Origin of the sequence: Neoroseomonas eburnea (assembly GCF_018129005.1) — a bacterium.
In the GTDB taxonomy this organism is placed as follows: domain Bacteria; phylum Pseudomonadota; class Alphaproteobacteria; order Acetobacterales; family Acetobacteraceae; genus Neoroseomonas; species Neoroseomonas eburnea.
This window is the reverse complement of the sequence record NZ_JAAEDL010000007.1, coordinates 143,662-169,664: the sequence shown is the minus strand read 5'-3', so window position 1 is coordinate 169,664 and position 26,003 is coordinate 143,662. Positions and strand designations below refer to the sequence as shown.

At 71.4% G+C, this 26,003-nt stretch carries 28 protein-coding genes; 20 read left to right on the top strand and 8 right to left on the bottom strand.

Going from position 1 to position 26,003, the window contains the following annotated elements:
* Nucleotides 1-18: 18 nt before the first annotated feature.
* From GXW74_RS09420 to GXW74_RS09410, 3 genes are all read left to right on the top strand, one after another.
* Nucleotides 19-981 carry a serine hydrolase gene (locus GXW74_RS09420; protein WP_211846236.1) on the top strand — a complete coding sequence of 321 codons (963 nt, stop codon included), beginning with the start codon at nt 19-21 and terminating at the stop codon, nt 979-981.
* An 81-nt stretch (nt 982-1,062) separates the two neighbouring features.
* Nucleotides 1,063-2,061, top strand: coding sequence for an NAD(P)H-dependent flavin oxidoreductase (locus GXW74_RS09415; protein WP_211846235.1), 999 nt, complete (start codon nt 1,063-1,065; stop codon nt 2,059-2,061).
* A gap of 267 nt (nt 2,062-2,328) precedes the next feature.
* Nucleotides 2,329-3,054, top strand: a complete 726-nt coding sequence (locus GXW74_RS09410; protein WP_211846234.1) for an alpha/beta hydrolase family protein — start codon at nt 2,329-2,331, stop codon at nt 3,052-3,054.
* Nucleotides 3,055-3,376: 322 nt separating this feature from the next.
* Here the strand turns inward: GXW74_RS09410 and GXW74_RS09405 are convergent, their stop codons facing one another.
* From GXW74_RS09405 to GXW74_RS09390, 4 genes are read right to left on the bottom strand one after another with little or no spacing between them, the layout of a single operon-like run.
* Nucleotides 3,377-4,498 carry a DegT/DnrJ/EryC1/StrS family aminotransferase gene (locus tag GXW74_RS09405; RefSeq protein ID WP_246523132.1) on the bottom strand — a complete coding sequence of 374 codons (1,122 nt, stop codon included), beginning with the start codon at nt 4,496-4,498 and terminating at the stop codon, nt 3,377-3,379.
* Nucleotides 4,499-4,542: 44 nt separating this feature from the next.
* The gene (locus GXW74_RS09400) at nt 4,543-5,535 is read right to left on the bottom strand and encodes an NAD-dependent epimerase/dehydratase family protein (RefSeq protein ID WP_211846232.1); all 993 of its coding nucleotides are present in this window, start codon (nt 5,533-5,535) and stop codon (nt 4,543-4,545) included.
* A 60-nt stretch (nt 5,536-5,595) separates the two neighbouring features.
* The gene (locus GXW74_RS09395) at nt 5,596-6,555 is read right to left on the bottom strand and encodes a potassium channel family protein (protein WP_211846231.1); all 960 of its coding nucleotides are present in this window, start codon (nt 6,553-6,555) and stop codon (nt 5,596-5,598) included.
* A 4-nt stretch (nt 6,556-6,559) separates the two neighbouring features.
* The gene (locus tag GXW74_RS09390) at nt 6,560-6,919 is read right to left on the bottom strand and encodes a RidA family protein (protein ID WP_211846230.1); all 360 of its coding nucleotides are present in this window, start codon (nt 6,917-6,919) and stop codon (nt 6,560-6,562) included.
* 57 nt (nt 6,920-6,976) lie between these two features.
* On the opposite strand from GXW74_RS09390, the gene GXW74_RS09385 reads away from it, so the two are divergent.
* The 6 genes from GXW74_RS09385 (at nt 6,977) to GXW74_RS09360 (ending at nt 12,068) form a co-directional block, all read left to right on the top strand.
* Nucleotides 6,977-7,483: a YqhA family protein gene (locus tag GXW74_RS09385; protein WP_211846229.1), complete on the top strand. Its 507-nt coding sequence runs from the start codon at nt 6,977-6,979 to the stop codon at nt 7,481-7,483.
* Between the two features lie 239 nt (nt 7,484-7,722).
* Nucleotides 7,723-8,373, top strand: coding sequence for a hypothetical protein (locus GXW74_RS09380; protein WP_211846228.1), 651 nt, complete (start codon nt 7,723-7,725; stop codon nt 8,371-8,373).
* Nucleotides 8,374-8,553: 180 nt separating this feature from the next.
* Nucleotides 8,554-9,576, top strand: coding sequence for an ABC transporter substrate-binding protein (locus GXW74_RS09375; RefSeq protein ID WP_211846227.1), 1,023 nt, complete (start codon nt 8,554-8,556; stop codon nt 9,574-9,576).
* A 137-nt stretch (nt 9,577-9,713) separates the two neighbouring features.
* Nucleotides 9,714-10,529 (top strand): ABC transporter ATP-binding protein, encoded by an 816-nt coding sequence (locus tag GXW74_RS09370; protein WP_211846226.1) that lies wholly within the window; start codon nt 9,714-9,716, stop codon nt 10,527-10,529.
* The gene (locus tag GXW74_RS09365) at nt 10,519-11,352 is read left to right on the top strand and encodes an ABC transporter permease (protein ID WP_211846225.1); all 834 of its coding nucleotides are present in this window, start codon (nt 10,519-10,521) and stop codon (nt 11,350-11,352) included. The genes GXW74_RS09370 and GXW74_RS09365 overlap by 11 nt, the downstream gene beginning before the upstream one ends.
* Nucleotides 11,352-12,068, top strand: a complete 717-nt coding sequence (locus GXW74_RS09360; RefSeq protein WP_211846224.1) for a maleate cis-trans isomerase family protein — start codon at nt 11,352-11,354, stop codon at nt 12,066-12,068. Before GXW74_RS09365 ends, GXW74_RS09360 begins: the two co-directional genes overlap by 1 nt.
* 105 nt (nt 12,069-12,173) lie before the next feature.
* Here GXW74_RS09360 and GXW74_RS09355 read toward each other — a convergent pair whose 3' ends face one another.
* Together GXW74_RS09355 and GXW74_RS09350 are read right to left on the bottom strand one after the other, a co-directional pair.
* Entirely contained in the window at nt 12,174-12,923 is a 750-nt protein-coding gene (locus GXW74_RS09355; protein ID WP_211846223.1) for a lactonase family protein, read from the bottom strand.
* Nucleotides 12,924-12,971: 48 nt separating this feature from the next.
* Nucleotides 12,972-13,364, bottom strand: a complete 393-nt coding sequence (locus GXW74_RS09350) for a hypothetical protein (RefSeq protein WP_211846222.1) — start codon at nt 13,362-13,364, stop codon at nt 12,972-12,974.
* A 129-nt stretch (nt 13,365-13,493) separates the two neighbouring features.
* Here GXW74_RS09350 and GXW74_RS09345 point away from each other — a divergent pair, with 129 nt between their 5' ends.
* The 7 genes from GXW74_RS09345 (at nt 13,494) to pcaB (ending at nt 20,764) form a co-directional block, all read left to right on the top strand.
* On the top strand, nt 13,494-14,378 hold the full coding sequence (locus GXW74_RS09345) for a 2-dehydro-3-deoxygalactonokinase (protein WP_211846221.1): 885 nt from the start codon (nt 13,494-13,496) through the stop codon (nt 14,376-14,378).
* Entirely contained in the window at nt 14,375-14,995 is a 621-nt protein-coding gene (locus GXW74_RS09340; protein WP_211846220.1) for a 2-dehydro-3-deoxy-6-phosphogalactonate aldolase, read from the top strand. Before GXW74_RS09345 ends, GXW74_RS09340 begins: the two co-directional genes overlap by 4 nt.
* A gap of 58 nt (nt 14,996-15,053) precedes the next feature.
* A complete protein-coding gene (locus tag GXW74_RS09335) occupies nt 15,054-16,100 on the top strand; it encodes a TRAP transporter substrate-binding protein (protein ID WP_211846219.1) in 1,047 nt (348 codons plus the stop codon).
* 213 nt (nt 16,101-16,313) lie between these two features.
* On the top strand, nt 16,314-16,808 hold the full coding sequence (locus tag GXW74_RS09330) for a TRAP transporter small permease (protein ID WP_211846218.1): 495 nt from the start codon (nt 16,314-16,316) through the stop codon (nt 16,806-16,808).
* The gene (locus GXW74_RS09325; RefSeq protein WP_211846217.1) at nt 16,808-18,130 is read left to right on the top strand and encodes a TRAP transporter large permease; all 1,323 of its coding nucleotides are present in this window, start codon (nt 16,808-16,810) and stop codon (nt 18,128-18,130) included. Before GXW74_RS09330 ends, GXW74_RS09325 begins: the two co-directional genes overlap by 1 nt.
* A 63-nt stretch (nt 18,131-18,193) precedes the next feature.
* Nucleotides 18,194-19,306 carry an S-(hydroxymethyl)glutathione dehydrogenase/class III alcohol dehydrogenase gene (locus tag GXW74_RS09320; protein ID WP_211846216.1) on the top strand — a complete coding sequence of 371 codons (1,113 nt, stop codon included), beginning with the start codon at nt 18,194-18,196 and terminating at the stop codon, nt 19,304-19,306.
* Between the two features lie 69 nt (nt 19,307-19,375).
* A complete protein-coding gene (gene pcaB / locus GXW74_RS09315; RefSeq protein ID WP_211846215.1) occupies nt 19,376-20,764 on the top strand; it encodes a 3-carboxy-cis,cis-muconate cycloisomerase in 1,389 nt (462 codons plus the stop codon).
* Nucleotides 20,765-20,856: 92 nt separating this feature from the next.
* Here the strand turns inward: pcaB and GXW74_RS09310 are convergent, their stop codons facing one another.
* Together GXW74_RS09310 and GXW74_RS09305 are read right to left on the bottom strand one after the other, a co-directional pair.
* Complete coding sequence (locus GXW74_RS09310) at nt 20,857-21,534, bottom strand: transglycosylase SLT domain-containing protein (protein ID WP_246523114.1); 678 nt, start codon at nt 21,532-21,534, stop codon at nt 20,857-20,859.
* Nucleotides 21,535-22,090: 556 nt separating this feature from the next.
* Nucleotides 22,091-23,824, bottom strand: coding sequence for a thiamine pyrophosphate-binding protein (locus tag GXW74_RS09305; RefSeq protein WP_211846214.1), 1,734 nt, complete (start codon nt 23,822-23,824; stop codon nt 22,091-22,093).
* Here GXW74_RS09305 and GXW74_RS09300 point away from each other — a divergent pair.
* From GXW74_RS09300 to GXW74_RS09285, 4 genes are read left to right on the top strand one after another with little or no spacing between them, the layout of a single operon-like run.
* Entirely contained in the window at nt 23,823-24,560 is a 738-nt protein-coding gene (locus GXW74_RS09300) for a succinate dehydrogenase/fumarate reductase iron-sulfur subunit (protein WP_211846213.1), read from the top strand. The two genes, GXW74_RS09305 and GXW74_RS09300, sit on opposite strands and share 2 nt — an antisense overlap.
* Nucleotides 24,557-24,934, top strand: coding sequence for a succinate dehydrogenase (locus GXW74_RS09295; RefSeq protein WP_211846212.1), 378 nt, complete (start codon nt 24,557-24,559; stop codon nt 24,932-24,934). Before GXW74_RS09300 ends, GXW74_RS09295 begins: the two co-directional genes overlap by 4 nt.
* On the top strand, nt 24,934-25,275 hold the full coding sequence (gene sdhC, locus GXW74_RS09290; RefSeq protein ID WP_211846211.1) for a succinate dehydrogenase, cytochrome b556 subunit: 342 nt from the start codon (nt 24,934-24,936) through the stop codon (nt 25,273-25,275). Before GXW74_RS09295 ends, sdhC begins: the two co-directional genes overlap by 1 nt.
* The gene (locus GXW74_RS09285) at nt 25,265-25,996 is read left to right on the top strand and encodes a sulfite exporter TauE/SafE family protein (protein WP_211846210.1); all 732 of its coding nucleotides are present in this window, start codon (nt 25,265-25,267) and stop codon (nt 25,994-25,996) included. Before sdhC ends, GXW74_RS09285 begins: the two co-directional genes overlap by 11 nt.
* The last annotated feature ends 7 nt before the right edge of the window (nt 25,997-26,003 follow it).

Here is a 26,003-nt window from a genome sequence, read left to right as displayed (position 1 = left end):
CGGGACGGGAACCCGCCCATGCGCCGCCGCCACCTCCCGCTGCTGCTGGCCCTCGGCCCCGCGCCGGCCGCCCTGGCGCAGCCCGCCATCGCCGAAATCGACGATCTGGTGCGCGCCTTCGCCGCCCTGCCCGGGGAGACCGCGGTGCTGCTCCGGGCCAGCGGCCCGAGAGGCAGCCTTCAGGCCGCGCATCGCGCCTCCGCGCCGATCTTCGTCGGCAGTTGCCTCAAGACCTTCATCCTCGGCGCCTGGCTGCAGGAGGTCGAGGCGGGCCGTCTCTCCCTCGACGAGCCCCTGGCGGTGAACGACGAGCACCGTTCCCTCATCAGCCCCGTGCTCGGCGGGCTCACCGGCACCGCCCCGGCGCGGACGGTGCTGGAGGCGATGATCGCGCACAGCGACAACACCGCGACCGACATCGCCCTGCACCGCATCGGCGCGGCGCGCGTGCGCGCCCTGATCGCGGGGATGGGCCTGGCCGGGACCCGCCTGCCGGATTCGACGCGCATCCTGTTCTCGACCCTCGCCGGCGCGGCGCCGGGCACCGATCTCGGCTGGGCGGCAATGGGCCGGATCGCCGATGGCCACCCGGTCGGCACGCCGCTCGCCCCGATCAACCCGCATCAGACCATGGTCAGCACCGCGCTGGATCTCTGCACCTGGTATGAGCGCGTCCTCGCCGGACAGGTCTTCGGCGAGGCCTCCTCCCTGGCCGAGTTCAAGCGCATCAGCGCCATGGCCGACGCCATGCCGCGGATCGCCCCGCCCGATGTCATCGCCTACGGCAAGGGCGGCAGCATCGACTGGAACGACTCCCAGGCCATCGCGGTCGCCGGGCAGATGGTCGCCGGCCCGGTGCGCGCGACCTTCTTCTGGGGCGCCAACTGGTCCGGGCCCGGCGACAGGATGCGGGAGGTGTCGGATCGCCTGGTGGCCTCCATCCGGCCGGCTCTCGGCAGGGCGGCCTCGGCCCTCGCCTGACCGGCCGGCCCGGCGCCGTCTCCCCCTCGACAGCCGTGCCGCATCGCGGCAAGCCTGTCGCGAAGACCGCGAGGAAACGACATGACCCTGCAAGAACGGCTCAAGGGGCGCCTCCGCCTGCCGCTGATCGGCTCGCCGCTGTTCATCATCTCGGTGCCGGAGCTGGTGGTGGCGCAATGCACCTCCGGCATGATCGGGGCCATGCCCTCGCTGAACGCGCGCCCGGTGGAGCAGCTCGACGAATGGCTGGCGGAGATCAAGCAGCGGCTCGCCGCCCATGATGCCGAGCACCCGGACCGCCCGAGCGCGCCCTTCGCCATCAACCTCATCGTCCACCGCTCCAACGACCGGCTGGAGCAGGATCTGGCGCTCTGCGTGAAGCACCAGGTGCCGGTGATCATCACCAGCCTCGGCGCGCGGCCCGAGGTGAACCAGGCGATCCATTCCTACGGCGGCCACGTGCTGCACGACGTGATCAACCAGACCTTCGCCCACAAGGCGATCGAGAAGGGCGCGGACGGGCTGGTGCTGGTGGCCGCGGGCGCCGGCGGGCATGCCGGCGCGCAATCCCCCTTCGCCATCATGCAGGAGACCCGCGCCTGGTTCGACGGGCCGGTCGCGCTGTCGGGCTCGATCGCCCATGGCCGGTCGATCCTGGCGGCGGAGGCGATGGGCGCCGACTTCGCCTACATGGGCACCGCCTTCATCGCCACCGAGGAAGCCCGCGCGGTCGAGGACTACAAGGCGATGCTGGTCGCGAGCGGCGCGGAGGACATCGTCTACACCAACCTCGTCACCGGCGTGCACGGCAACTACCTCAAGCCCTCGCTGCGCAGGGCCGGGCTCGACCCGGAAAGCCTGCCGACCTCCGACCCGAGCGCGATGAATTTCGGCTCCGATCGCAAGAAGAAGTGGAAGGACATCTGGGGCGCGGGGCAGTCGGTCAGCGGCGTGCGGAAGGTGGTGCCCGCCGCCGCGCTGGTGGACCGCCTGCATGCGGAATACCTCGAGGCGCGGCGCGCGCTCGGCGCAGCCTCGCCGCTGGTGAATCCGGATTGGGGGCGGCGGGCGGCGGCCTGACGAGTTGCCCCGAGGGCGCTCCACCCCCTCGGACTCCCCCGGCAGGGGACACGCTCCCCTGCACCCGCGATCACTTTGGTATTGGTTTCCAAAGGCCCTGTGGCCTTTGGCGGGTGGGGTCCGGGGAGGGCAGAGCCCGCCCCGCACTTCGTTGCGATGGTGTGAAATGCCTCACACCATGCCTTTGCAGGTGATCTTCCTCGCTAGCCCAGAGGCGGCCCAGGCCGTAGTACTTCGCGCCACCTAGCCGCATTGGGAAAGACCAGAATGTACGACATTCTGAACATGGCAAAGATCGCCGCCGATGTTTACAACGATGTTTCAGAATCCGACATGCTCCGGGACTGGCACACCAACCAGATCCAGGACCTGCACGAGTGCAAGAAGGACAATTTCCTCGCCCGTGCCTATTGGCGGGGCAGCCGCAACCGGATCGCCTGCGTCTGCTTCCGCGGCACCGACGATCTGCAGGACGCGCTGGTGGAGGATCTCGGCGGCATCGGCCTCGGCCTGAACGCCCTGGCGATGAAGCTGAACGACGCGGTCGAGTTCACCGCCTCCGTGGCCGCCCGCGCCGAGATCACCTGGCTGACCGGCCATTCCCTCGGCGGCGCCTATGTGCAGCTCGTCGGCGCCATCCTCGGGCTGCCGGGGATCAGCTGGAACGCGCCGGGTGCGCTGGCCCTGGTCAACCAGCTCTCCTCCAACCCGATCCGCTCGGCCGTCGGCGGCATCGGCTCCGCGGGCATGGGCGTGCTCGCGAGCCTGCCCACCGCCGGCCTCGGCGGCCTCGCGGTCAGCCTGATGAACAAGCTCGCCGCGCTCGGCGGCGACGAGGCCTTCGCGCCGATCGCGAACTACCGCGGCAACTGGGACCCGGTGAGCCTGGTCGGCACACATGTCGGCGTGCCGCTCGAAACCATCGTCTGCCCGACGCAGTCGCCGCACGTGCACAGCATGATCCCGATCATCCGGGCGCTCGAGCTGCGCTGAACCGCCTCACGGCGGGTGCGGAAGGCCGCGCCCGCCGATGCCGCCGACCTGGCCGCCGCGGCGGCCTGCCCCCGGCCGGCGCGGCGCGGCCGCGCGCGGGACACAAGCCGACACGGCAACGCAAGGGTCGACCACGGGATGGCCGGCGCCAGTCCCTCCGGCGACCGCTGTCATACCAGCGGCACGAGTCAATGACTCGTGCCGAGGCCGCGAATGCGGCCCGCCGGCAGTCCGGCGAAGCCAAGCAAACCGGAGGTTTGCGCCCGGCGCCTGAGGGCACGAAAAGGCGGATACCCGCGGTCGCGAATTGCGGCCGCTGGTGTCAGTCGGCCAGGCCGCGCAGCGCCGCGCAGACCTGCTCCACCTGCGCATCCTTCAGTTCCGGATACATCGGCAGGCTGAATACCTCCTCCGCCGCGCGCGCGGTTTCGGCGCAGCCCGCGGGGCCGATCGGCGTGCGGTCCTTGTAGGCGGATTGCAGGTGCACCGGCACCGGGTAGTGGATACCCGTGCCGATCCCCTGCGCCTTCAGCTTCGCCTGCACCGCGGGCCGGTCCCCGGTGCGCAGCACGTATTGGTGGAAGACGTGCTCGGCGCCGGGCCGGCGCGCCGGGGGGGCGATCGGCCCGTTGCCGAGCGCCTCGTCATAGGCTGCGGCAATGGCGCGCCGACGGGCATTGCCGGCATCGAGCGCCGTCAGCTTCACGCGCAGGATCGCCGCCTGAATTTCATCGAGGCGCGAATTCACGCCCACCATCGAGCTGACGTAGCGCTCCTTCCACCCGTACTGCCGGATGGCGGCGATGCGCGCGGCGAGTTCGGCATCCGGCGTCGCCAGCACCCCGCCGTCGCCGAGCGCGCCGAGGTTCTTGGTCGGATAGAGGCTGAACGCCGCCGCGTCGCCGATAGTGCCGAGCTTCCGCCCGTCCAGGGTCGCGCCGTGGCACTGGGCACAGTCCTCGATCAGCGGGATGCCGGCCGCGCGCGCCGCTTCCAGCATGGGGCCGAGGTCACAGGCCTGGCCGTAGATGTGCACCGGGATCACCGCCTTGATCGGCGGCAGCCCCGGCGGCGGATGGTCGAGCACGGAGACGAGTTCGTCCGGATCCATCGTGTAGGTGTCGGGGTCGATGTCGAGCAGCAGCGGCGTGGCGCCGACCATCTCGATGGCGGCGACGGTCGCGACCGCGGTGTGGGAGACGGTGGCGACCGCCATGCCCGGCCCGATGCCGAGGCCACGCAGGATCAGCGCGATCGCGTCGGTGCCGTTGGCGCAGCCGACGGCGTGCTGGCCCGCGCCGAGCCAGGCGGCGAATTCCTGTTCGAAGGCCGCGCCTTCCTTGCCGAGGATGTACCAGCCGCTCGCGAGCGCGCGGGCGACGGCGGCGTCGATCTCGGCCTTCTGGGCGCGATAGCCGGCGCCGGGGTCGGCCTGGGGGATCATGGTCACGATGGGCGCATTCATGGGCGTGGGCCTTCGAGCGGGCGTCAGAGGTAGTCGGACAGGCGCGGACGATACCATGCGAGGGATCGGCGCAACCCCTCGTCCAGGTCGACCCTCGGCGCCCAGCCGGCGGCGGCGCGGAAAGCGCGATCGTCGGCGGCGTAGGAGCCGATGTCGATCGGCGCGCGGTCGGCGGGGAATTCCTTGGTGACGAAATGCCCCTGGCCGTCATTGGCCGCGATCAGCCGCTGCGCGAGATCGAGCAGCGAGGTCGGCGGGCTGCCGCCGAGGTTGAAGACCTGGCCGGCGAGCGCCGGTTCGCCCGCCTTCTCGGCGGCGAGCAGGAAGGCGTCGGTGACGTCCTCTACATAGGTCAGGTCGCGGAGCTGCTCGCCGCCCCAGACCTCGAAGGGCTCGCCTTCCAGCACGCGGCGGATCCAGATGCCGAGGAAGGTCTGCCGCGCATCCCGGATGCGCAGCCGCGGGCCGTAGCAATTGGTCAGGCGCAGCGAGACCACGGGGCGGTGATGCACGCGCTGCTCCAGCAGCCAGTACTGCTCGCCTGCCCATTTCGACACGCCGTTCGCGTCGGGCGGGTTGACGGGATGCAACTCGTCGACCGGCAGGCTGCGCGGCCGGCCGTAGAACTGGCGGGTGGAGGCGTGCACCACGGTCGCCTTCGGCGCCACTTCCCGCATCACGCCGATCAGCCGCACCTGGGCGACGGCGTTGATCGCGATGTCCGCCACCGGGTCCTTCTGCCCGCCCATGTGGGAGGTCTGCGCCGCCATGTTGAACAGCACGTCCACGCCCTCGCAGAGCGAGTGCAGCTCGGTGTCGCGGATGTCGCCGCGCACCAGCAGCACGCCCGCACCTTCGAGGTTGCGGGCGGAGGCGCCGCCATCGGGCATCATCGCGTCGAGCGCGGTGACGCGCGCGCCGAGATGCGCCAGCGCATGACACAGGTTGGAGCCGAGGAAGCCCGCGCCCCCCGTCACCAGCACCCGCCGGCCACGCCAGAATTCCGGGCTCACCATCGCGACGCTCATCCTCTCGACCGCGGGCGATGGTCCCGCCCGATTGCGGCGGAAACCCGCCTAGTCCCCGGCGGCACCGGGGCGGCGCGACTGATCGCCGCCCAGCACCCGCCGCGTCCGCATGATCTCGGCGAAGCCGAACAGCAGCAGCACCTGGCCCAGGATCACCTGCAGGGAGGCCAGCAGCCTGATGCCGTCGTCATGCGGCGTGACGTCGCCGTAGCCGACCGTCGCCTGGGTGACCAGACTGAAATAGAGCGCATCCGGGAATGGCAGCGGCAGCGGCCCCTGCGGCCCATGGAACAACGCATGCATCGAGAGCCCCTGCGCGATCCGGTAGAGGCAGGCGAAGACGATCACCAGCATGGCGTACATCGCCAGGAAGGCGACCACCGGCACCAGCATGCGGGACACGCGACCGGCGAGTTCCTCGGTGATCAGCGCCATGTCCGTCAGCAGCAGCACCACGCCGCGGACCGAGGCGGCCACGATCAACGAAATCACCGCCATGGCGGCCAATACCGCCGTGCCCTGCTCGAAGACCGGCAGCCGGTTCACCGGCAGGGCGAGCGAGAAGGCACCCACCGCCCAGACCGGGATCAGCCAGCGCGCCATGCGCGGCAGGTGCTGGAGATCGAACGGGTGTGCCGCCTCGGCCACCAGCCGCAGGTGGCGCCGCCGCCACCAGACGGCAAGCAGGAAGGCCGCGACCGGCATCAGGAAGGCCGGCGCGCGCGACCAGCCCGGCGCATCCGGAAAGGCCGCCCGCCCCATCACCGTGAAGAGGCAGGCATAGACCGCGAGCCCCGCGCTGGTGCCGAAGGCGAAGTGCAGCCCGTGCGGGAACAGAAGATAGAGCGTGCCGAGGCCGAGCGCCGCGACGCCGATCACCAGGAAGGGAAAGGGCGTCTCCTGGTCGGCCACGCCGCCGGCGACGAGCAGGCCGAAGCCCAGCGTCATCAGCGTCGAGCGGAACCAGCCCTCGGGGGGCCGGTATCGTGCCTCGGCCCCGCCGCGCATCTGCTCAGCCGGCCGCAGGAGCCAGCGCGACGCCGGTGATCTCGACCTTCCAGGCGGGATCGACCAGCGCCGCCTCGATCGTCATGCGCGCCGGCTTGTGGCCGCTGTCGAGCCAGGCATCCCAGGCACGGTTCATCGCCGGGGCGTCGCCGATGTCGGCCAGCACGACGGTCACGCTGACCAGCGCCCGCTTGTCCGTTCCGGCCTCGGCCAGCAGGGCGTCGATCTGGCGCAGGATGTCCGCGGTCTGGCCCTCGGCATCCAGGGAGGCGTCGTCGGCCACCTGGCCAGCCAGCCAGACCATGCCGCCGGCCACCACGGCGCCGGACAGGCGCTGTTCCTCCGCCAGGCGCCTGATCATCATCACGTCATTCCCTTCCTTCGCATGGTTCAGCCATAAGCCGCCACGGAGGTTCATCCCATGCGGCCGATTCTCGCCAACCTCATTCTCACCAGCCGCTGGATCGCAGCGATCTTCCTGCTCGGGCTCACCGTGGCGCTGGCGCTCTTCGCCGTCCGGTTCCTCGCCAAGCTGTGGAAGTTCGGCACCACGATCCTCGGCACCCAGGAGGACCAGGCGCTGCTCGACCTGCTCCACCTGCTCGACTGGACGCTGGTCGCCTCACTGGTTGTGATGGTGATCCTCGCCTCATGGGACAGCCTGGTGACGCCCTTCGATGCCGAGAGCAAGGCGGGCGGCATGTCCTGGATCCGCAAGCTCGACCCGGGCAACCTGAAGGTGAAGCTGGCAGGGTCGATCGTCGCCATCTCCTCCATCCAGTTGCTGCAGATGTTCCTGCGGGCGGAAGGCTATTCCGACCGGACGCTGGCCTGGGCGATCGGGCTGCATGCGATCTTCCTGATCGGCGCGCTGGTGCTGGCGCTGACCGACCGGATCTCAGCCACGACCAAGCCGCCCAAGGAATGATGCCCGCGCGGATGCGAGTTTCGCGCGCCATGCAAGATTAGGGATTCACTAGAATCCACTAACGGCGCGACTTCACACAGCACATGAAGAACGCGCCGGAGTGGGTGCAGATGATTCGCGTTTCTTCTCCGTCAATTTTCATTCTTCGGGCTCACCGGACGCTCTTTCCGCTTGCCCCAGGCGAGATGCATCCCGTTAATTCGCTTATAGGTTGATTTTTGGGGTAAGAAATTCCTGTCATGAGCGAGATTCGGCGTCTGGAGCGTCGCCCTGGGCGGCTCGACAACATCGTCCGCACCCGGCTGAAGTCGTGGCCCCAACGCCCACCCGGCGCAGCGAGCCTCGGTGGCGGCGGCGCCTGGCTGAGAGGCCGCCCATGCGACGGGGAACCGGTGGCCCAGCCCTATCTGAAGATCCCGGGCTCGGACCGGATGCGCACCATCCCCGACGGGCTCTGGCTGCATTTCGGTGGCAGCGCGGAGGATCCCTTCGCGGACATCCTCTGCATCGAGGCCTGCTCGACCTTCCAGAACCTGCTCGACAAGCGCTCGCGCTTCGCGCCCTCCACCGTCGCGCTGCTGGCGCATTGCCCGCTCGCCTGGCTGCTCGCGCCGCTGCAGGTGAGCGACCCGACGCCGCGCTGGCACATCATCCCCTTCCTGGCGAAGCAACCGGTCGCGGCGCTGACCGTGCCGGTGCGCGACCTGCGCGTGCTCTACGGCCTGCAGCGGGACCACTACGACGGCTTCGCCCGCCACCAGGTGCCGCACCCACACGAATACTTCTGCCCCATGGAGGCGTTGACCGCCCATGAGGGGCACGAGAATCCGGCGATGCGCTCGCTGCTCGCCCGGGCCTCGGCTGCCTCGGCCTTCATGGACCCGCCCTGAGGCGGCCGCGCCTGCCGGCAGCCACGGAGGCGGGCAGCCACCGCCCAGCGACTGGGCAGGTCGCGCGCGCGTCAGGCGGGAAACCATCCGCCGCGCGGCCACCGCGTCTTGCGCCGGCGCCCGCTGATGCCCCAGAGATGGTCGCGGACCGGCCATGGCCGGCGCTCAGGGAGACGATCGATGGTCCTTGGCTTCACTCGGCGCACTGCGCTTCTGGCCGCCGGCGGCGCCCTCGCCGTCCCCCGCCTCGCCAACGCCCAGGCGGCGCGGGTGCGCCTGACCCTCGACTGGGCCTTCCAGTCGCCCAACGCCTTCGCCCTGGTGGCGCGCGAGAAGGGCTATTTCCGCGCCGCCGGCCTCGACGTGACGGTGGACCGCGGCCAGGGCTCGGGCGGCGTGCCCGTGGCCCTCGCCGGCGGGTCCTACGACATGGGCTATGCCGACCTCAACCCGGCCATCCGATTCATGGCGGAGAACCCGGACCGCGGCATCGTCGCCGTCGCCATCCTGCACGACCGCAGCCCGCTCTGCGCCATCGTGCGCGCCGACGGGCCGATCCGCACACCCAGGGACCTCGAAGGCAGGCGCCTCGCCGCACCGGACTTCGACGCCGGACGGCAGCTTTTCCCGGCCTTCGCCAAGGCCGCCGGCATCGATGCCTCGAAGGTGACCTTCGTCTCCGTCACCCCGGCGCTGCGCGAGCCGATGCTCGTCCGCCGCGAGGCCGACGGCGTCACCGGCTTCGTCACCACCTCGGCCCTCGCGCTCAAGGGCATCGGCCTCGCGCTGAACCAGCAGCGCATCATGATGTACTACGACCACGGGCTGAATCTGTACGGCGGCGCCATCCTGACCACCCGCCGCTTCCTGGAAAGCAACCCGAACGCCGTGCGCGGCGTCACCGCCGCCCTCACCAAGGCCTTCATCGAGACGGTGCGCAACGGGCAGGAGATGCTCGACATCCTCAAGCGCGTCGAACCGCTGACCGACGTCGCGCTCGAACGCGAACGGCACGAGATGAACGTCGAGCGCGTCATCATGTCGGACAACGTCCGCGCCAACGGGATCTCGGCGGTGGACACCGCCAGGCTGCAGACCGGCATCCGCGCGGTGGAGGAAGCCTACAACCTCACCCCGCGCCTGCAGGCGCCGCAGATCTATACGCCGGACTTCCTGCCGGCGGCGGCGGATCGGCGGATCTGAAGGCAAGGCCGGGGAAGGGAACTCCCCCGGGCCCCCTCCCCTTTTTTGCCTGTCACCAGGGAGCGCCCGGCGCGGGGCGCGCGCCCCCCTGCGGAGATCGAGACCGGAATGGCACGCCTCATGCTCCGGCCGGGCATATGACGGCACTCCCTTCCCCCTTCGTGCAGATCGACGGCGTCGCCATGCGCTACGGCGGGGTCGAGGGCACCCTCGCACTCAGGGGGGCCAGCCTCGATGTCGGCGAGGGCGAATTCATCGCCGTCGTCGGACCCTCGGGCTGCGGCAAGTCCACGCTGATGCGGCTGGTCACCGGGCTCTGGCCGCCGACCGAAGGGACCGTCATCGTCGCCGGGAAGGAAGTCTCCGGGCCGCTGTCGATCGCCGGGATGGCCTTCCAGAACCCGACCCTGCTGCCCTGGCGCAACATCCTCGACAACGTGATGCTGCCGCTCGAGGTGGTGCAGCCGCACCGCCGGCAGCTCCGCAGCCAGCGCGGGCACTATGAGCACAAGGCGCGGGAGTTGCTGAAGCTGGTCGGCCTGGCCGGCTTCGAGGCGAAATTCCCCTGGCAGCTCTCCGGCGGGATGCAGCAGCGCGCCTCGCTCTGCCGCGCCCTGGTGCACGACCCGCGGCTGCTGATGCTCGACGAGCCCTTCGGCGCGCTCGACGTCTTCACGCGGGAAGACCTGTGGGACGTGCTGCAGGACGTCTGGATGGCCAGGAAGCCGACCGTCATCCTGGTCACCCACGACCTGAAGGAGGCGGTCTACCTCTCGGACCGGGTGCTCATCATGTCCTCCCGCCCGGGGCGCATCATCGCCGAGCGCACCGTCCCCTACCCGCGCCGGCGCAGCCTGGACCTGACCTACACCGCCGAATTCCAGGACATCGTCCACGAATTGCGCGACCGCATCAGCGACGCCCGCAAGGCGGAGGCCCCCGATGCCCGCTGACATCCCGCGCAGCGCCGAGGCCCTGGCCGCCGCGGCCCGCCGGCGCCGCCGGCTGGAACACGCCCTGCCCTGGCTGGTCATCGCCGGCATGTTCCTGGTCTGGGAGGCCGCGGTGCGCGCCTTCGACATCCAGCCCTTCATCCTGCCCGCCCCCAGCCTGATCGCCGAAAGCATGGTCAAGTGGTGGCAGCCGCTGCTGACCAACGCCTGGGCGACGCTGCTGACGACGACGGTCGGCTTCCTGATGGCGATCGCCTTCGGCCTGGCGCTCGGCGTCGCCATCGGCTCCTCGGTGCTGGTCTATCGCGGGCTGTATCCGCTGCTGATCGCCTTCAACTCGGTGCCCAAGGTCGCGGTGGTGCCGATCCTGGTGATCTGGTTCGGCGCCGGCTTCTGGCCCGCCGTGCTGACCGCCTTCCTGATCTCCTTCTTCCCCATCGTGGTGAACGTCGCGACCGGCATCGCGACGGTGGAACCCGAACTGCGCGACGTGCTGCGGGCGCTAGGCGCGCGGCCGATCGACATCATCGCCAAGGTCGGGCTGCCGCGGGCGATGCCCTATTTCTTCGCCTCCCTGAAGGTCGCGATCACCGTCGCCTTCGTCGGCTCCATCATCAGCGAGACCGTCGCCGCCAACGAAGGCATCGGCCACCTGATGCTGGTCGCCTCCTCCCGCTTCGACGTGCCGCTGGTCTTCGCCGGGCTGATCGTGACCGGCGTGATGGGCGTGGCGATGTACTGGGTGGCGGTGACGATCGAGGAACGCACCACCGGCTGGGCCACCCGCGGGCAGAACGACCCGCGCCTGGCGACGGGGGGCTGATGCCGGAGGCGATCCGCCTGGGGATGCTGACGCCGTCCTCCAACACGGTGCTGGAGCCGGCCACCGCCGCACTGCTCGCCGCCACGCCGCACGTCACGGCGCATTTCCAGCGGTTGCGAGTGCTCTCCATCACGCTGGAAGGCGGCTCCACCGGCCAGTTCGACCCCGCGCCCATGGTCGCGGCGGCGGAGCTGCTGGCCGACGCCAAGGTGCATGCGCTGTGCTGGAACGGCACCTCCGGGTCCTGGCTCGGCGCCGCGGCCGATCGCGCCGTCTGTGCCGCGATCACAGGGCAGACCGGCCTGCCCTGCACCACCGCGACGCTCGCCCTGCATGACGCGCTGCGCGCCCTCGGGGCCAGGCGCATCGGGCTGGTGACGCCCTATCTCGGCAGCGTGCAGGCGGCGATCCTGGACAATCTCCGCGCCGAGGGCTTCGCCCCCGCCGGCGAGCGCCATCTCGAGGACCCCGGCAACTTCTCCTTCGCCGAGCACAGTCCCGCCCTGGTCGAGCACATGGTGCGGGAGGTCGCGGCGGAAGGCTGCGATGCCATCGCCATCCACTGCACGAATTTCCGCGGCCTGGACGCGGCGGCGCGGGTCACGTCGGTGCCGGTGCTGGATTCGGTCGCGGTCGCCCTCTGGGGCGCGATGCGGGCGGCCGGAGCCGATCCCGGCCAGGTGCCCGCGCTCGGGCCGCTGGCGCAGCTTCGCTGACGGCGCACGGTCCCGGAGGTCCAGGGGACCCGGTCCCCTGGCGGGGGTCTCGGGGGCGGCGCCCCCGAGCGGAGCGCGAGGCGAAGCCTCGCCTTCCCCTTGCCGTCAGTTGCGCCCCTGCCGCGCCGGCGCCGGACCCGCCGTGCGGATCGCCGCCGGCCCGCCATTCACCGGAACCCGCTGCCCGGTATCGCGCAGCCGCCCGTTCTTGAACCGGAACACCGCGAGGTTCCGGTCCGCCATGTCCTGCACCACCACCATCCGGGCATCGCGGGAGAAGGCGATGCCCTGTGCCCAGTCCCCGACCGGCGCGCGGGCCACTTCCCGCAGCCGGCCGTTCTCGATCCGCAGCATCACGAGTTGCGCCGGCCCGCGCAGCGGGTCGCCCTGCGGCCGGGCCGATCCGTTGTGGATGGTGACGGCGACATGCCGGTTGTCGGGGCTGACCTGGATGCCTTCCGGCGTCGCGCCGACGGAGACCGTGTCCACCGCCAGGAAGGGTTCGCTGCGCAGGCTGATGAGCGTGACGGTGTCGGCATCGCCGCCGCCGCGGCCGATATTCGCCGCCACCGCCCAGCGCCCGTCCGGCGTGATGCCCATGCCATAGGGCCGGATGCCGACGGTGATGTCGCGGTTGGTCTTGGTGACCGTCTCGCCCTCCACGTTCAGCACCGAGACGAAGGAGGCGGTGGCGTCGTCCCGCGTCACCAGCGCCCGCCGCCCGTCCGGCGTGAACTGCACATGGGCGGGGGAGGAGGTCGCGTTGCCGATCGTGACGGTGGACAGCGGCGTCAGCGCCCCGTTGGCGAAGCGGAAGACGCTGACCGTGCCGGCATTGCGGTTGGCCACCAGCACCAGCTTGCCGGCCCGGTTGATCGAGACGCCGGAAGGCCCGGCACCAGCCTAGACCGTCTGCGCCACGCGCGGCGGCGTGGCGAGCAGGTCGACCACCTGCACGCGGTTGTCCGGCACGGTGCGCTCCGGGTTCGCCGGGTCGATGCGCTCGGCCGAGGTGACGATGGCGAAGCGCTCGTCCGGCGTGATCGCCACCGACATCGGCGGACCGACCACGGAATGGGAGAGTGCCACCTCCGCCACCACGCGCGGGGCGCGCCCGCCGAGGTCGAGGATCGTCGCCGTATCGGCGGGCGCGTTCGGCACGACACGGTTCACGCCGTTCTCGAGCCGTCGCTTGTTGTCGTTGCCGGAAACCGCGATCTGCGCCGCGGCGGGCAGAGCAAGTGCAAGGGAAAGGGTGAACGCGAAGACGCCGCCGCCGAGCAGCCAGGGTTTCATGGGCAAGTATTCCTCCCGATCTTCTTTTTCCCGGCGCGGCGATGGTCCTTCTGCGTCACGATGCACGCAAGACTTGGTCATGCCGGTGCCCCGGCCTGTAGCATGGCCGTGATTCGAGGAGGGTAACGGATGATCGGCGTCGACTGGGGCACCTCCAGCCTGCGGGTCTACCGCCTGGCGCCGGACGGGACCGCGCTGTCGCACCGCTGCACCCCGCGCGGCATCCTGACCGTCGAGCCCGGCGGCTTCCCCGACGCGCTGCGCGAGGTGGTCGGGGACTGGATCACCGCCGGGGAGCGCCGGGTGCTGCTGAGCGGCATGGTCGGCAGCCGCCAGGGCTGGGTCGAGGCGCCCTACCTCCCCTGCCCCGCTGGCGTCGAGGAGATCGCCGCCGCCACCATCCAGGTCCCTTTCGACGGCGCCGAGGTGCGGCTCGTCCCCGGTGTCTCCTGCCGCGACCGCCACGGCGTGGCCGAGGTGATGCGCGGGGAGGAGACGCAGATGATCGGCGTCGCCGAGCGGATCGGCGCGGCGGAGTCCAGCATCTGCCTGCCCGGCAGCCATTCCAAATGGGCACGCATGGCCGGCGGCCGCGTGCTCGGCTTCACCACCCACCTGACGGGGGAGGCCTTCGCCGCCCTGGCCGGGCACACCATCCTGGCGCGCATGATGAATCCATCGTCGGCGCACGATGCGCGGGGGTTCGGCCGGGGCGTGGCGCGCGCGAAGCAGTCGGGCGGGCTGCTGCACCACCTCTTCGGCCTGCGCGCCGCCTCGCTCTTCGCCGAGATGCCCGAGGAGGAGGCCGCTTCCTTCCTCTCCGGCCTGCTGATCGGGCATGAGGTCGCCGCGGCGCTCGAGGAGGGCGTCGCGCCGCCGGTCGTCCTGATCGGCGCGGAGGCGCTGACATCCCGCTACGCCGAGGCGCTCGACGCCTTCGGCGTGCCCCACCGCAGCGCCGCGCCGGATGCCGCCGCCCGCGGCCTGCACCTGATCGCGGAGCGCCTGGCATGAGCCTCGCCCCCTGGCTGGACGCCTGCCCCATCGTCGCCATCCTGCGCGGCGTGACGCCCGAGGAGGTGGAGCCGATCGGCGCCGCCCTGATCGCCGCGGGGCTGTCCATCATCGAGGTGCCGCTCAACTCCCCGAAGCCGCTCGAGAGCATCCGCCGCCTGCATGCGGCCTTCGGCGACCGCGCGCTGATCGGCGCCGGCACCGTCACCTCCGAGGACGAGGTCGCCGCCATCACGCGCGCCGGCGCGCGGCTGATGGTGACGCCGCATTGCGACCCGCAGCTCGTGCTGGCCGCGCGCGCCCGCGGGCTGATCGCCTGCCCCGGCTTCCTCACCCCGGCCGAGGCCTTCGCCCTGCTCGCCGTCGGCGCCGATGCGCTGAAGCTGTTTCCCGCCGAGGCCGCCTCCCCCGCCGTGGTGAAGGCGCTGCTCGCGGTGCTGCCGAAGGGCACCGCCATCGTGCCGGTAGGCGGCATGGCGGCGGAGACCATCCCGGCCTGGAAGGCCGCCGGCGCCGCCGGCTTCGGGGTCGGTTCCTCGCTCTACCGGCCGGGCGACACGGCGGAGACGCTGGCGGTCAGGGCGAAAGCCTTGCGCGATGCGGCCGGCATGGCGTGAAACTACCGCCGAACCGGGAGGCGCATCCCGGCACGGTCCGAGACGAGGAAACGCCCGGATGCTTCACCGCCGCCTGCTGCTGACCGGCGCCGCGCTCGCCGCGCCGGCCCTGTTCACCCCCCGCCGCGCCGCGGCGCAGGAGGTGACGCTGCGCCTGCACCACTTCCTGCCGCCGGTGTCCAACGTCCACCGCCACTTCCTGGTGCCCTGGACGCGCAAGGTGCAGGAGGAATCGAACGGCCGCCTGCGCATCCAGATCTTCCCCTCGATGCAGCTCGGCGGCGCGCCGCCGCAGCTCTACGACCAGGCGAAGGACGGCGTCGCCGACATCATCTGGACCCTGCCCGGCTACACGCCCGGCCGCTTCCCGCGCATCGAGGTGATCGAACTGCCCTTCATCGCGCACAAGCGCGCCAGCGTGAACGCCCGCGTCACCTGGGAATTGTTCGAGAAGCACATGCGGCCCGAATTCGCCGAGACGCATGTCATCGCCGTCTGGGCGCACGACCACGGCCTGATCCACGCGAAGCGCGAGGTGAAGACCATGGAGGACATGCGCGGCCTCAAGCTGCGCTTCCCCACCCGCCAGGCCGGCGAAGGGCTGAAGGCGCTCGGCGCCGTGCCGGTCGGCATGCCGGTGCCGCAGGTGCCCGAGGCGCTGTCCCAGGGCGTCATCGACGGCGCGGTGGTGCCGTGGGAGGTGGTGCCCTCCATCCGCATCCACGAGATGGTGCGCCACCACATCGGCATCCCGGGCAGCCCGACCTTCTATTCCGCCTCCATGCTGCTGGCGATGAACAAGGCGCGCTACGACGGGCTGCCGCCCGATCTGAAGCGCGTGCTCGACGCCAATTCGGGCGCCGCCGCCGCGGCCATGGCCGCGCGTGTCTGGGACGAGGAAGGCCCGAAGGTGGAGGAGATGGTGCGCCGCCGCGGCAACTCCGTCACGGAGATCTCGGTCGAGGAGGCGGCGCGCTGGCGGAGCACGACCGCGCCGGTGACCCAGGCCTGGATCGGCGCCATGCGGGAGCGGAACATCGACGGCGGGATGCTGGTCGAGGAGGCGCGGGCCGCGGTCGCGCGGCTCGGCGAGGGCGTGGCCTGATGGGCAGCGGACGACGCGGGGGGGCCTGGCCCCTCCGCACCACCCCACCAAAGGCCCGAGGCCTTTGGAAACCATGACTTCGTCGCGCACCGGGGCCGTGCCGCGCCATTCCGTCCGCCCGCCGCGGCCGGCGCCAGGTGATGGTTTCCAAAGGCCCCGGGCCTTTGGCGGGGATTGGAGGGGCGGCGCCCCTCCAATCCCCGGCCCGCCGGCATGAGCACGCCGGAACCGCCGCGCGGCCCGATCGCGCATCTTGCGACCCTCTTCGCGCTCGGCGGCGGCTGCCTGCTGCTCGCGGTCGCGGTGCTGACCACCGTCTCGGTCCTGCTGCGCTGGCTGACCAGCCAGCCCGTCACCGGCGATGTCGAGCTGGTGCAGATCGGCGGCGGGCTCGCCGTGCTGGGCTTCCTCGCCTACGGCACGCTGATGCGCGCCAACATCTTCGTGGACAGCTTCACCACGCGCCTGCCGCGGCGGCTGAACCAGGCGCTCGACGGCTTCTGGAACCTGGTCTGGGGCGTGGCCGCGCTGGTGCTGGCCGAGCGCATGACGGTGGGCGCGCAGGAGGCGCTGTTCAACCGCACCACCACCTTCGGCCTGCTCGGCATCCCGATCTGGTGGGCGGTCGCGGCCGGCGCGCTCGGCTTCGCCGCGACGGGGATCGCGGCGCTCCACTGGAGCTGGCGGCTCGCACGAGGCCGCGGCTGATGGCCGATGAATTCGTCGTCGCCGGCACGGGCTTCGCCGCGCTGCTGCTGCTGCTCGCGCTGCGCTGCCCGATCGGGCTCGCGATGCTGGTGGTCGGGGCGGCGGGCTATGCGCACATCGTCGACGCCGCGCGGCTGCTCGCCTATCTCAAGACCACGCCCTTCTACCTCTTCGCCAACTACACGCTGACCGTCATCCCGCTCTTCATCCTGATGGGGGCGCTGGCGGAACGCGGCGGCTTGGCGCGGGACCTGTTCACGGCGGCGAATGCGCTGGTCGGGCACCGGCGCGGCGGCCTGGCGATGGCGGTGATCGCGGCCTGCGCCGGGTTCGGGGCGGTGTGCGGGTCCTCGGTCGCGACCACGGCGACGATGGGGCGCGCGGCGCTGCCGGAGCTGCGCCGCTACGGCGCCCTGCCCGGCTTCGCGACCGGCACCATCGCGGTGGGCGGGGTGCTCGGCATCCTGATCCCGCCCTCGGTCATCCTGGTGGTCTATGCCATCGGCACCGAGCAGAACATCGCCAAGCTGTTCATGGCGGCGCTCATCCCCGGGCTGCTGGCGACCGCCTTCTACATCCTGACGATCGCGCTGCTGGTGCGGCGGCGGCCGGAACTCTGCCCCGCCGGCCCGCGCGTGGCGCCGGAGGACCGGCGCGCGGCGCTGCGTGCCGTGCTGCCCGTGCTGCTGATCGCCGTGGTGGTGGTCGGCGGCATCTATGGCGGCATCTTCACGCCGACCGAGAGTGCGGGCATCGGCTGCGCCGCGACGCTCGCGGTCGGCCTCGCCCGCCGGACGCTGACACCCCGGCGGATCCGCGAGAGCCTGCAGGCCACCGCCGAGACCACGGCGATGATCTTCGTCATCCTGCTCGGTGCCGAGGTGTTCAACGCCTTCCTCGCCCTGTCCCAGGCGCCGGACCTGCTCGCGGTCTGGGTCAGCGAGCAGGGCTTCCCGCCCTATGGCGTGCTGCTCGCCTTCCTCGCCGTCTACATCCTGCTCGGCGCGGTGATGGACGAGCTGGCGATGATGCTGCTGACCCTGCCGGTCTTCTTCCCGGTCGTCACCGCGCTCGATTTCGGCCTGACAACGGAGGAGACGGCGATCTGGTTCGGCATCCTGGTGCTGATCGTCGTCGGCATCGGGCTGACGGCACCGCCGATCGGGCTGAACGTCTTCGTGGTGAGCGGCCTTGCGCGCGACGTGCCGATCGGGGCGACCTATCGCGGGGTGCTGCCCTATCTCGCGACGGATTTCATCCGTCTGGCGCTGTGCGTCGCCTTTCCATGGCTGTCGCTGGCAGTGGTGCGCGCGCTGAGCTGAACGGGTTGCGCGACCGGCAGCGGGGAACGCATCCTGCGCCGCCATCCACCGGAGTCTCCCGCCATGAAGACCCGCGCCGCCGTCGCCTGGGCCGCCGGCAAGCCGCTCACCATCGAGACCATCGAGATCTCGGGCCCGAAGCCGGGCGAAGTGCTGGTGGAAGTGATGGCGACCGGGATCTGCCATACCGATGCCTACACGCTCTCGGGCGCCGATCCGGAAGGCATCTTCCCGGCGATCCTCGGGCATGAGGGCGCGGGCATCGTCCGCGAGATCGGCGCCGGCGTCACCACGCTGAAGCCCGGCGACCACGTGATCCCGCTCTACACGCCGGAATGCCGGCAGTGCAAAACCTGCCTGTCGCGGCGGTCGAACCTCTGCACGGCGATCCGCGCGACGCAGGGCAAGGGGGTGATGCCGGACGGCACTTCCCGCTTCTCCTGCGACCAGGGGACCGTGTTCCACTACATGGGATGTTCGACCTTCGCGAACTTCACCGTGCTGCCGGAGATCGCGCTGGCGAAGGTCCGCGAGGACGCCCCCTTCGACAAGATCTGCTACATCGGCTGCGGCGTGACGACAGGCATCGGCGCCGTCATCAACACCGCGAAGGTCTGGCCGGGTGCCAATGTCGCGGTGTTCGGCCTCGGCGGCATCGGGCTGAACGTGCTGCAGGCCGCCCGCATGGTGGGCGCGGACAGGATCATCGGCGTCGACATCAACCCGGCGCGCGAGGCGATGGCGCGCAGGTTCGGCATGACCGATTTCGTCAACCCCGACGTGGTCGGCCGCGACAAGGTGGTGCAGGCGATCCAGGACCTCACCGACGGCGGCGCCGACTTCTCCTTCGAATGCATCGGCAATGTGAACGTGATGCGCCAGGCGCTCGAATGCACCCATCGCGGCTGGGGCGAGAGCATCATCATCGGCGTCGCCGCCTCCGGGCAGGAGATCAGCACCCGTCCCTTCCAGCTCGTCACCGGCCGCAACTGGCGCGGCACCGCCTTCGGCGGCGCGCGCGGACGCACCGACGTGCCGAAGATCGTCGACTGGTACATGGACGGGAAGATCGAGATCGACAGCCTGATCACCCACACCATGCCGCTCGACGAGATCAACACCGCGTTCGACCTGATGCACGAAGGCAAGTCGATCCGCTCGGTGGTGATCTACTGACCGGGGCGGATTGACGCCCCGCGCGGGCGCGCGTTTCCTCCGCCGCGACATGCTGCAGGAGGAAACGCCATGCCCGTGAACCCCGCCGACGGCGCCGTGCTCGGCGCGCTCTACGGCACCGACGCCATGCGGGCCGCGATGGGGGAACACGCCTTCCTCCAGCGCATGCTCGACGTCGAAGCGGCCCTCGCCCGCGCCCAGGCGCGGCTCGGCATCGTCCCGGCCGAAGCGGCGCCCGCCATCACCGCCGCCGCCGATGCGTCGCGGCTCGACCTCGCGGCCCTCGCGGCGGCGACGCGCAACACCGGCTATCCGGTGGTCGGGCTGGTGAGGCAGCTCTCGGCCCTGGCCGGGCCGGATGCCGGGCGCTGGACGCATTGGGGGGCGACCACCCAGGACATCATGGACACTGCCGTCGTGCTGCAGGTCCGCGACGGGCTGGCGCTCATGGAAGCCGATCTGCGCGCGACGATCACCGCGCTGGCGGCGATGGCCGCGACGCATCGCGACACGGTGATGGCCGGGCGCACGCATCTCCAGCACGCCCTGCCGGTGACCTTCGGCATGAAGGTCGCGGTGTGGCTCGCGCCGCTGCTCGCCTCCCTCGACGGGCTGCCGCGCGTGCGGGGCCGGGCGCTGCGGCTGTCCTTCGGCGGCGCCGCCGGCACCCTCGCCTCGCTCGGCGACCAGGGGCTGGCGGTGACGCGGGAACTGGCGAAGGAGCTCGACCTGGCCGAGGCGGACATCCCCTGGCATGTCGCGCGCGACGGGCTGAACGAGGCCGGCTGCTGGCTCGGCATCCTGTGCGGCACGCTGGCGAAGCTCGCCACCGACGTGATGCTGATGATGCAGACCGAGCTCGCCGAGGTGAGCGAGCCGCATGTGCGCGGCCGCGGCGGGTCCTCCACCATGCCGCAGAAGCGCAACCCGATCGCCTGCGAATACGTGCTCTCCCAGTCGCGCGGCGTGCACGCGCTGGTGCCGCAGATGCTCGCCGCCATGGCACAGGATTTCGAACGCGGCACCGGGCCGTGGCAGGCGGAACTTCTCGCCCTGCCGCAGGCCTTCCTGCTGGCGCATGGCGCGATGACGCAGGCGCGCTTCATCGCCGAGGGGCTGGTGGTCGATGCCGCTCGCATGCGCCGCAATCTCGATGCGACGGCCGGGCTGATCGTCAGCGAGGCGGTGATGATGGGCCTAGCGCCCGTCTTCGGTCGCGGAGAGGCGCACCACATCGTCAACGATGCCTGCGACCTGGCGCTGGCCGAGGGCATCGGCCTGTCCGAGGCATTGCTGCGCGACGCGCGCGTGGCGGGCAGGCTGGATGCCGCGGCCATCTCGAAGATGACGGACCCCGCGGCCTATCTCGGCAGCGCGGGGGCCTTCGTCGACCGCGTGCTGGCGCGCGCGCGGTCCATGGACGTCATGCCGGCCGGCCTTCCGGCTGGCCCGGCCTGAGTCTCCGGGTCGCACGCAGCCGCCACACCGACCCGGCGCGCCGGCATCGCTTGCCTCGCCGGTGATCAGGTCATCGGCGAGGCTCGGTGGGTTCAGTCGGCCGCTTCGGCCAGTTCCAGCAGGGCCCGGCCGTTGCGGCGGAACTGGGCCATCTGCGCCTGGGTGCCGCGGCAGCGCTCGACGAACAGGTGGCTGTCCGGCGCGACGACGTCGATCTTGCTGCGCACGCGGCAGACGAGCTGCCTGAACTGGCCCGGCGATCCGCCGTGCCAGCGCACCACCGCCATGCCCCAGTCGCCGTAGGTCTCGTAGTGCTGGCGAAGGTAGATCGCCGCCCATTCCGTCGCCTTCCAGGGGTCGAGCGGCCAGTCCTGCCCGCCACGCGCATGCACGCCGGAATTCACCTGCACGCAGCCCGCCATGGCACGGCCACCGGAGGCGCGGAGCAGGCGCGCCGCCTCGGCGCGGTCCTCGGGGTAGTAGGCGCGGCCGCCGATGCTCAGTGCATGGGCGTGCAGCCCACTCTCGTTCAGGGCGATGCCGACGAGCAGGCCCTCCGGCAGGCCGTGCTTGCGTTCGGCCTCGCGTGCCGCCTCGAGGCAGGCGGTGCGGGGGGAGAGATCGGCGTCACGCAGGGAGACCGGCTCGGCGAGGATCGGTGTCTCGAACGGCGCCGGCTGCGCACAGGCCCCCGCGGACAGCGCCATCGCGCCGAGCATCGTCGCGGTCCAGATCGGCGAGAGCAGGCGCCGCCGGCGCCGTCCTGCCATGCCCCAGATCCGTCGGAGCCTGGCTCCGAAGGGACGGGCGCCCCGCCGCAACGCGCGCGGGGGCGCCGCAACATGTCGCCGGCAGGGGGGTGCCGGCAATCCATTCGCGGTCGTCATGGTGGCTTACCAACACAGTCGGACCGAAAGATCAAACCCAAATCATGACAACAATCCAGGCCAAACCACACCGAACGGAATGCGGCGGGATTTTGTCAAAGAATTAATTAAGTTAAATGACTTATCCAATTCTCCATGCGCTCTAGGTTTTCAGTAAAATTTACTTACGAATTCACTATTCGAACGGCGCACCATCGAGGCGGAATTTTTCCACCACAGCCCGCCGGCGGAGCCGGTCTTGCCGTGATCAGAGATGCGATTTCGGAATGCCGGCGCCGGCCCGCGCCCCCGCCCAACCGCCCAACGACAATTCCTGGATGGGCGGCCGGGCCCGGGGTGCGGGCCGGTACTGACCCCGGGGAACGCGCGCCCCGGCGCGTCCTCAGGCGGGCCCCGCCAGCCCGGGGCGGGTGGACAACCTCCCGCTCCGGACGTGGCGTCACGGCAGGCGAACGGAGGGGGCCGGCTGGCCCTCGATGACGACGTTGACGCAGGCCGGCTTGCCGCTGGCGAAGGCGCGCTCCAGCGCCGGGGCGAGGTCCTCCGCCCGGGTGACGAATTCGCCATGCGCCCCGAGCGCCGCCGCCGCCAGGTCGTAGCGCGTGCCGGGCGCCAGCTCGCAGCCATGGGTGCGGTTGGCGCCATATTCGCGAAGCTGGATCTGGTGCTCGGCGTTCCAGCGCGCATCGTTGCCGACCACCGCGACGAAGGGCAGGCCGTGGCGGTGCGCGGTGTCGAATTCGGCCATGTGGAAGCCGAAGGTGCCGTCGCCCATCACCGCCAGGATGCGCGCCGCGGGCCGCGCGACGCGCGCCGCCATGGCGAAGGGAATGCCCGGCCCGATCGCGCCGGCCACGCCGTTGATGACCCGCGCCGGCGCCGAGAGCATCGCCTGTGCCCATTGCCCGATCTCCCCGCCGTCGCTGACCAGCACGGTGTCCGGCTGCGCGGCGAGGAAGGGGCGCAGCGCGTGGCAGAGCGTGGCCGGCTGGATCGGCCCCTCCGGCGCGCCGGCGAGGGCATCCCACGCCGCCGGGCGGAAGGCGACGGCGTGGGCGAGCCGCTGCGCCCAGGTGGCGTTGCGATGGGGCAGCAGCGGCGAAGCCTCCGCCGCCAGCGCCGCCATCGCTTCCGTCGCCCCGGCGATGGCCGAGACGGCCAGGCGCGCGCCGAGGCCGCGCGCGGCGCGCGCCAGCACCTCCTCGTCCGGCTCCACCACCACGAAGCGCGCCGCCGCGGGAATGGCCGGCGCGCGGCCGAAGCGCAGCGTGAAGTCGAGCGGCTTGCCGAGCAGCACCAGCAGGTCCGCTTCCGCCAGCACCTGCGCGAAGGCGCCGAGCGAGGGGTCGCCCAGCCCGCGCGGGCTTTCCATCGGCAGCACCGACAGCCCGGCGCGCGCCGACAGGGCGGCGAGCGCGGCGTGCCCCTGCGGTGTGCACAGCGCGGGCGGCGCGATCAGCACCGGACGTTCCGCCGCCGCGATGGCCGCGGCGATGGCCGCCACGCTCTCGGCCGAAAGCGGCATCGCCGCCGGCGCGAAGGCCTCGGCCCCCGGCAGCGCGGGTGCCTCGACGCGCGCATCGAGCACGTCGGTCGGCAGCGAGAGATGCACCGGCCCGGGCCGCCCCGACCGTGCGATGCGGATCGCGGCCGCCACCTCCCCGGCCAGAGCCTGTGCGGAGGAGACGGTGGCCGCATGCTTGCACAGCGGCGCGGCCATCCGTGCCTGCTCCAGTTCCTGGAAGGCGCCGAGGCCAAGCTCCGCCAGCGGCGCATGGCCGGACAGCAGCAGCACCGGCACCTCGCCGGCGAGCGCCGTGGGCAGCGCCGCGACCGCGTTGGTGTGCCCCTGCCCGCCCGTCACCAGCGCGACGCCGATCTCGCCCGTCAGCCGCGCCCAGGCATCGGCCATGTGGACGGCGGCGGCCTCGTGGCGGGTGTGGATGATCCCGATGCCCGAGCCGAGCAGCGCGTCGTAGACCGGCATGATGTGGTTGCCGGACAGGCTGAAGACGCGCCGCACCCCGGCCTGCGCCAGCGCCCGCACCAGGATGTCCGCGCCGCGGATCGTCTCGGCCATCGTGTCCTCCCTCGTCTTGGCCGCCAGCACGCCACGGGCTGGACAGCCTGTCCAGCGCCGGTAGTCTCGCCGCAGCGGGAGAGGAACGCGCATGGCCGAACCGGCCAGCCTGAAGGTCAGCGTGTGGCGCGGCGGCGAGGATGGCTCCTTCGCGCGCTTCGAGGTGCCGGCGCGCGCCAACCAGACCGTGCTCGATGTCGTGACCACCATCCAGCGGGAGTTCGATCCCTCCCTCGCCTATCGCTTCGCCTGCCGCGTCGGCATGTGCGGGTCCTGCGCCATGACGGTGAACGGCCGCGCGCGCTGGACCTGCCGGACGCATGTGCGGAAGGTGGTCGGCGAGGACGGCGCGCTGGAACTGCGCCCGCTCGCGAACCTGCCGGTGATCCGGGATCTCGTCGCCGACCTGGCGCCCTTCTTCGACAAGTGGCAGCGCGCGCGTGGCGTCTTCCAGCCGAAGGACGCGCCGGACGGCGCGGTGCCGGAGGATTTCGCCGTGGTTCCGCCCGCCTCCGGGGCGCGGCAGGAAGCCGATGCCGGCATCGAGTGCATCGGCTGCGCCGTCTGCTACGCGAGTTGCGACGTGGTGGCGTGGAATCCCGACTACCTCGGCCCCGCCGCGCTGAACCGCGCCTGGACATTGGTGAACGACGTGCGCGACGGCGCGCGGCAGGATCGGCTGGATGCGGTCGCCGGCGATGCCGGCTGCCATTCCTGTCACTCGACGCAATCCTGCACGGAGCGCTGTCCGAAGAACCTCGACCCTTCCTCCGCCATCGCGGGGCTGAAGCGGACGCTGTTCTGGGACACGCTGCTGGGGCGGCGATGAGCGGCGGGACCGCGGGCGCGGAGCGGCGGCGCCGGGCCGCCGCGCGAGGCCAGACGCATCTGTGGGCGGTGCAGCGCGTCACGGCGATGCTGCTCGGCATCGCCGTGGTGGTGCATCTCGCGACGATCCTGTTCGCCGTGCGCGGTGGGCTCACGGCCGCCGAGATCCTCGGCCGCACGCGCGGCAACGGGGCCTGGCTCGCCTTCTACACCGTCTTCGCGCTGGCCGCGGGGCTGCACGGCGCGATCGGGTTGCGCAACATCGCCGCCGAGACCATCGGCCTGCGCGGGCGCGGCGCGGACCTCGCCTGGCTGGCCATCGGGCTGGTCACCGCGGGCTTCGGGATCCGAGCCGCCTATGGTCTCTTCGCCTGATGGATCTCAGGCCGCGCTCCCACCCCACCTACCTGGCCTTCGTGGTGCACCGCGTCTCGGGGCTGCTGCTGGCGCTGTTCCTGCCGCTGCATTTCTGGGCGCTGGGCAGCGCGATCTCCGGCGAGGCGAAGCTCGAAGGCTTCCTGCGCTGGACCGAGAACCCCCTGGCGAAGGCGGCGGAGACCGTGCTGGTCATCCTGCTGGCGGCGCATCTCGCCGGCGGTCTGCGGGTGCTGTCGCTGGAATTCCTCGGCTGGCGGAAGCGGCAGAAGGACATGGTGGCGGTCTCTGCCGGCGCGGCGCTGCTCGTTGGCCTGTTGTTCCTGCTCCATGTGGTTTGAAGCCATGGCCGTCGCGGCGAGCTGCTTCGTCGCCGCCTTCTGCGCCGGCATGGCGGGCTTCGCCTTCGTGCTGGTGGCCGCGGGCATCCTGCTGCACGTGGTGCCGCCCTCGGTGACGGCACCTGTGCTGGTGCTGGGCAGCCTGATGGCGCAGTCGATGAGCCTGCCGGCGCTGTGGCGGCACATCGAATGGCCACGCATGCGCTTCTTCGTCGGCATGGCGGTGCTCGGCCTGCCGGCCGGGCTGCTGGTGCTGGCCAGGGGGCCGGCGGGGGCGATCGTCGGCGGCGTGGGTGTGCTGCTGGTGGTCTATGCCGGCTACATGCTCGCCCGCATCGCGCTGCGCATGGCTCCGCCCGAGGTCGCCGGCAGCCGCGCCGCGGACGGCGCCATCGGCTTCGCGAGCGGCATCCTCGGCGGCATCGGCGGCTTCGTCGGCGCCCTGCCGGCGATGTGGGCGGATATCCAGGGCTGGCCCAAGGACCGGGCGCGCGCCTTCATGCAGCCCTTCATCGTCTTCATGCAGGCGATCACCACGGTCGGGCTCGCCTTCGCCGGCTTCTTCACGTCAGAGGCGCTGGTGCTCACCGCGGCCGCGGTGCCGGCGCTGGTGCTCGGCACGATGCTGGGGCTGCGCGCCTATGTCAGGCTGCCGGCGCAGGGATTCCGGATTATCCTGCTGGTGCTGCTGCTGGTCTCGGGGGTTTCGCTGCTCATCTGACGGGAGG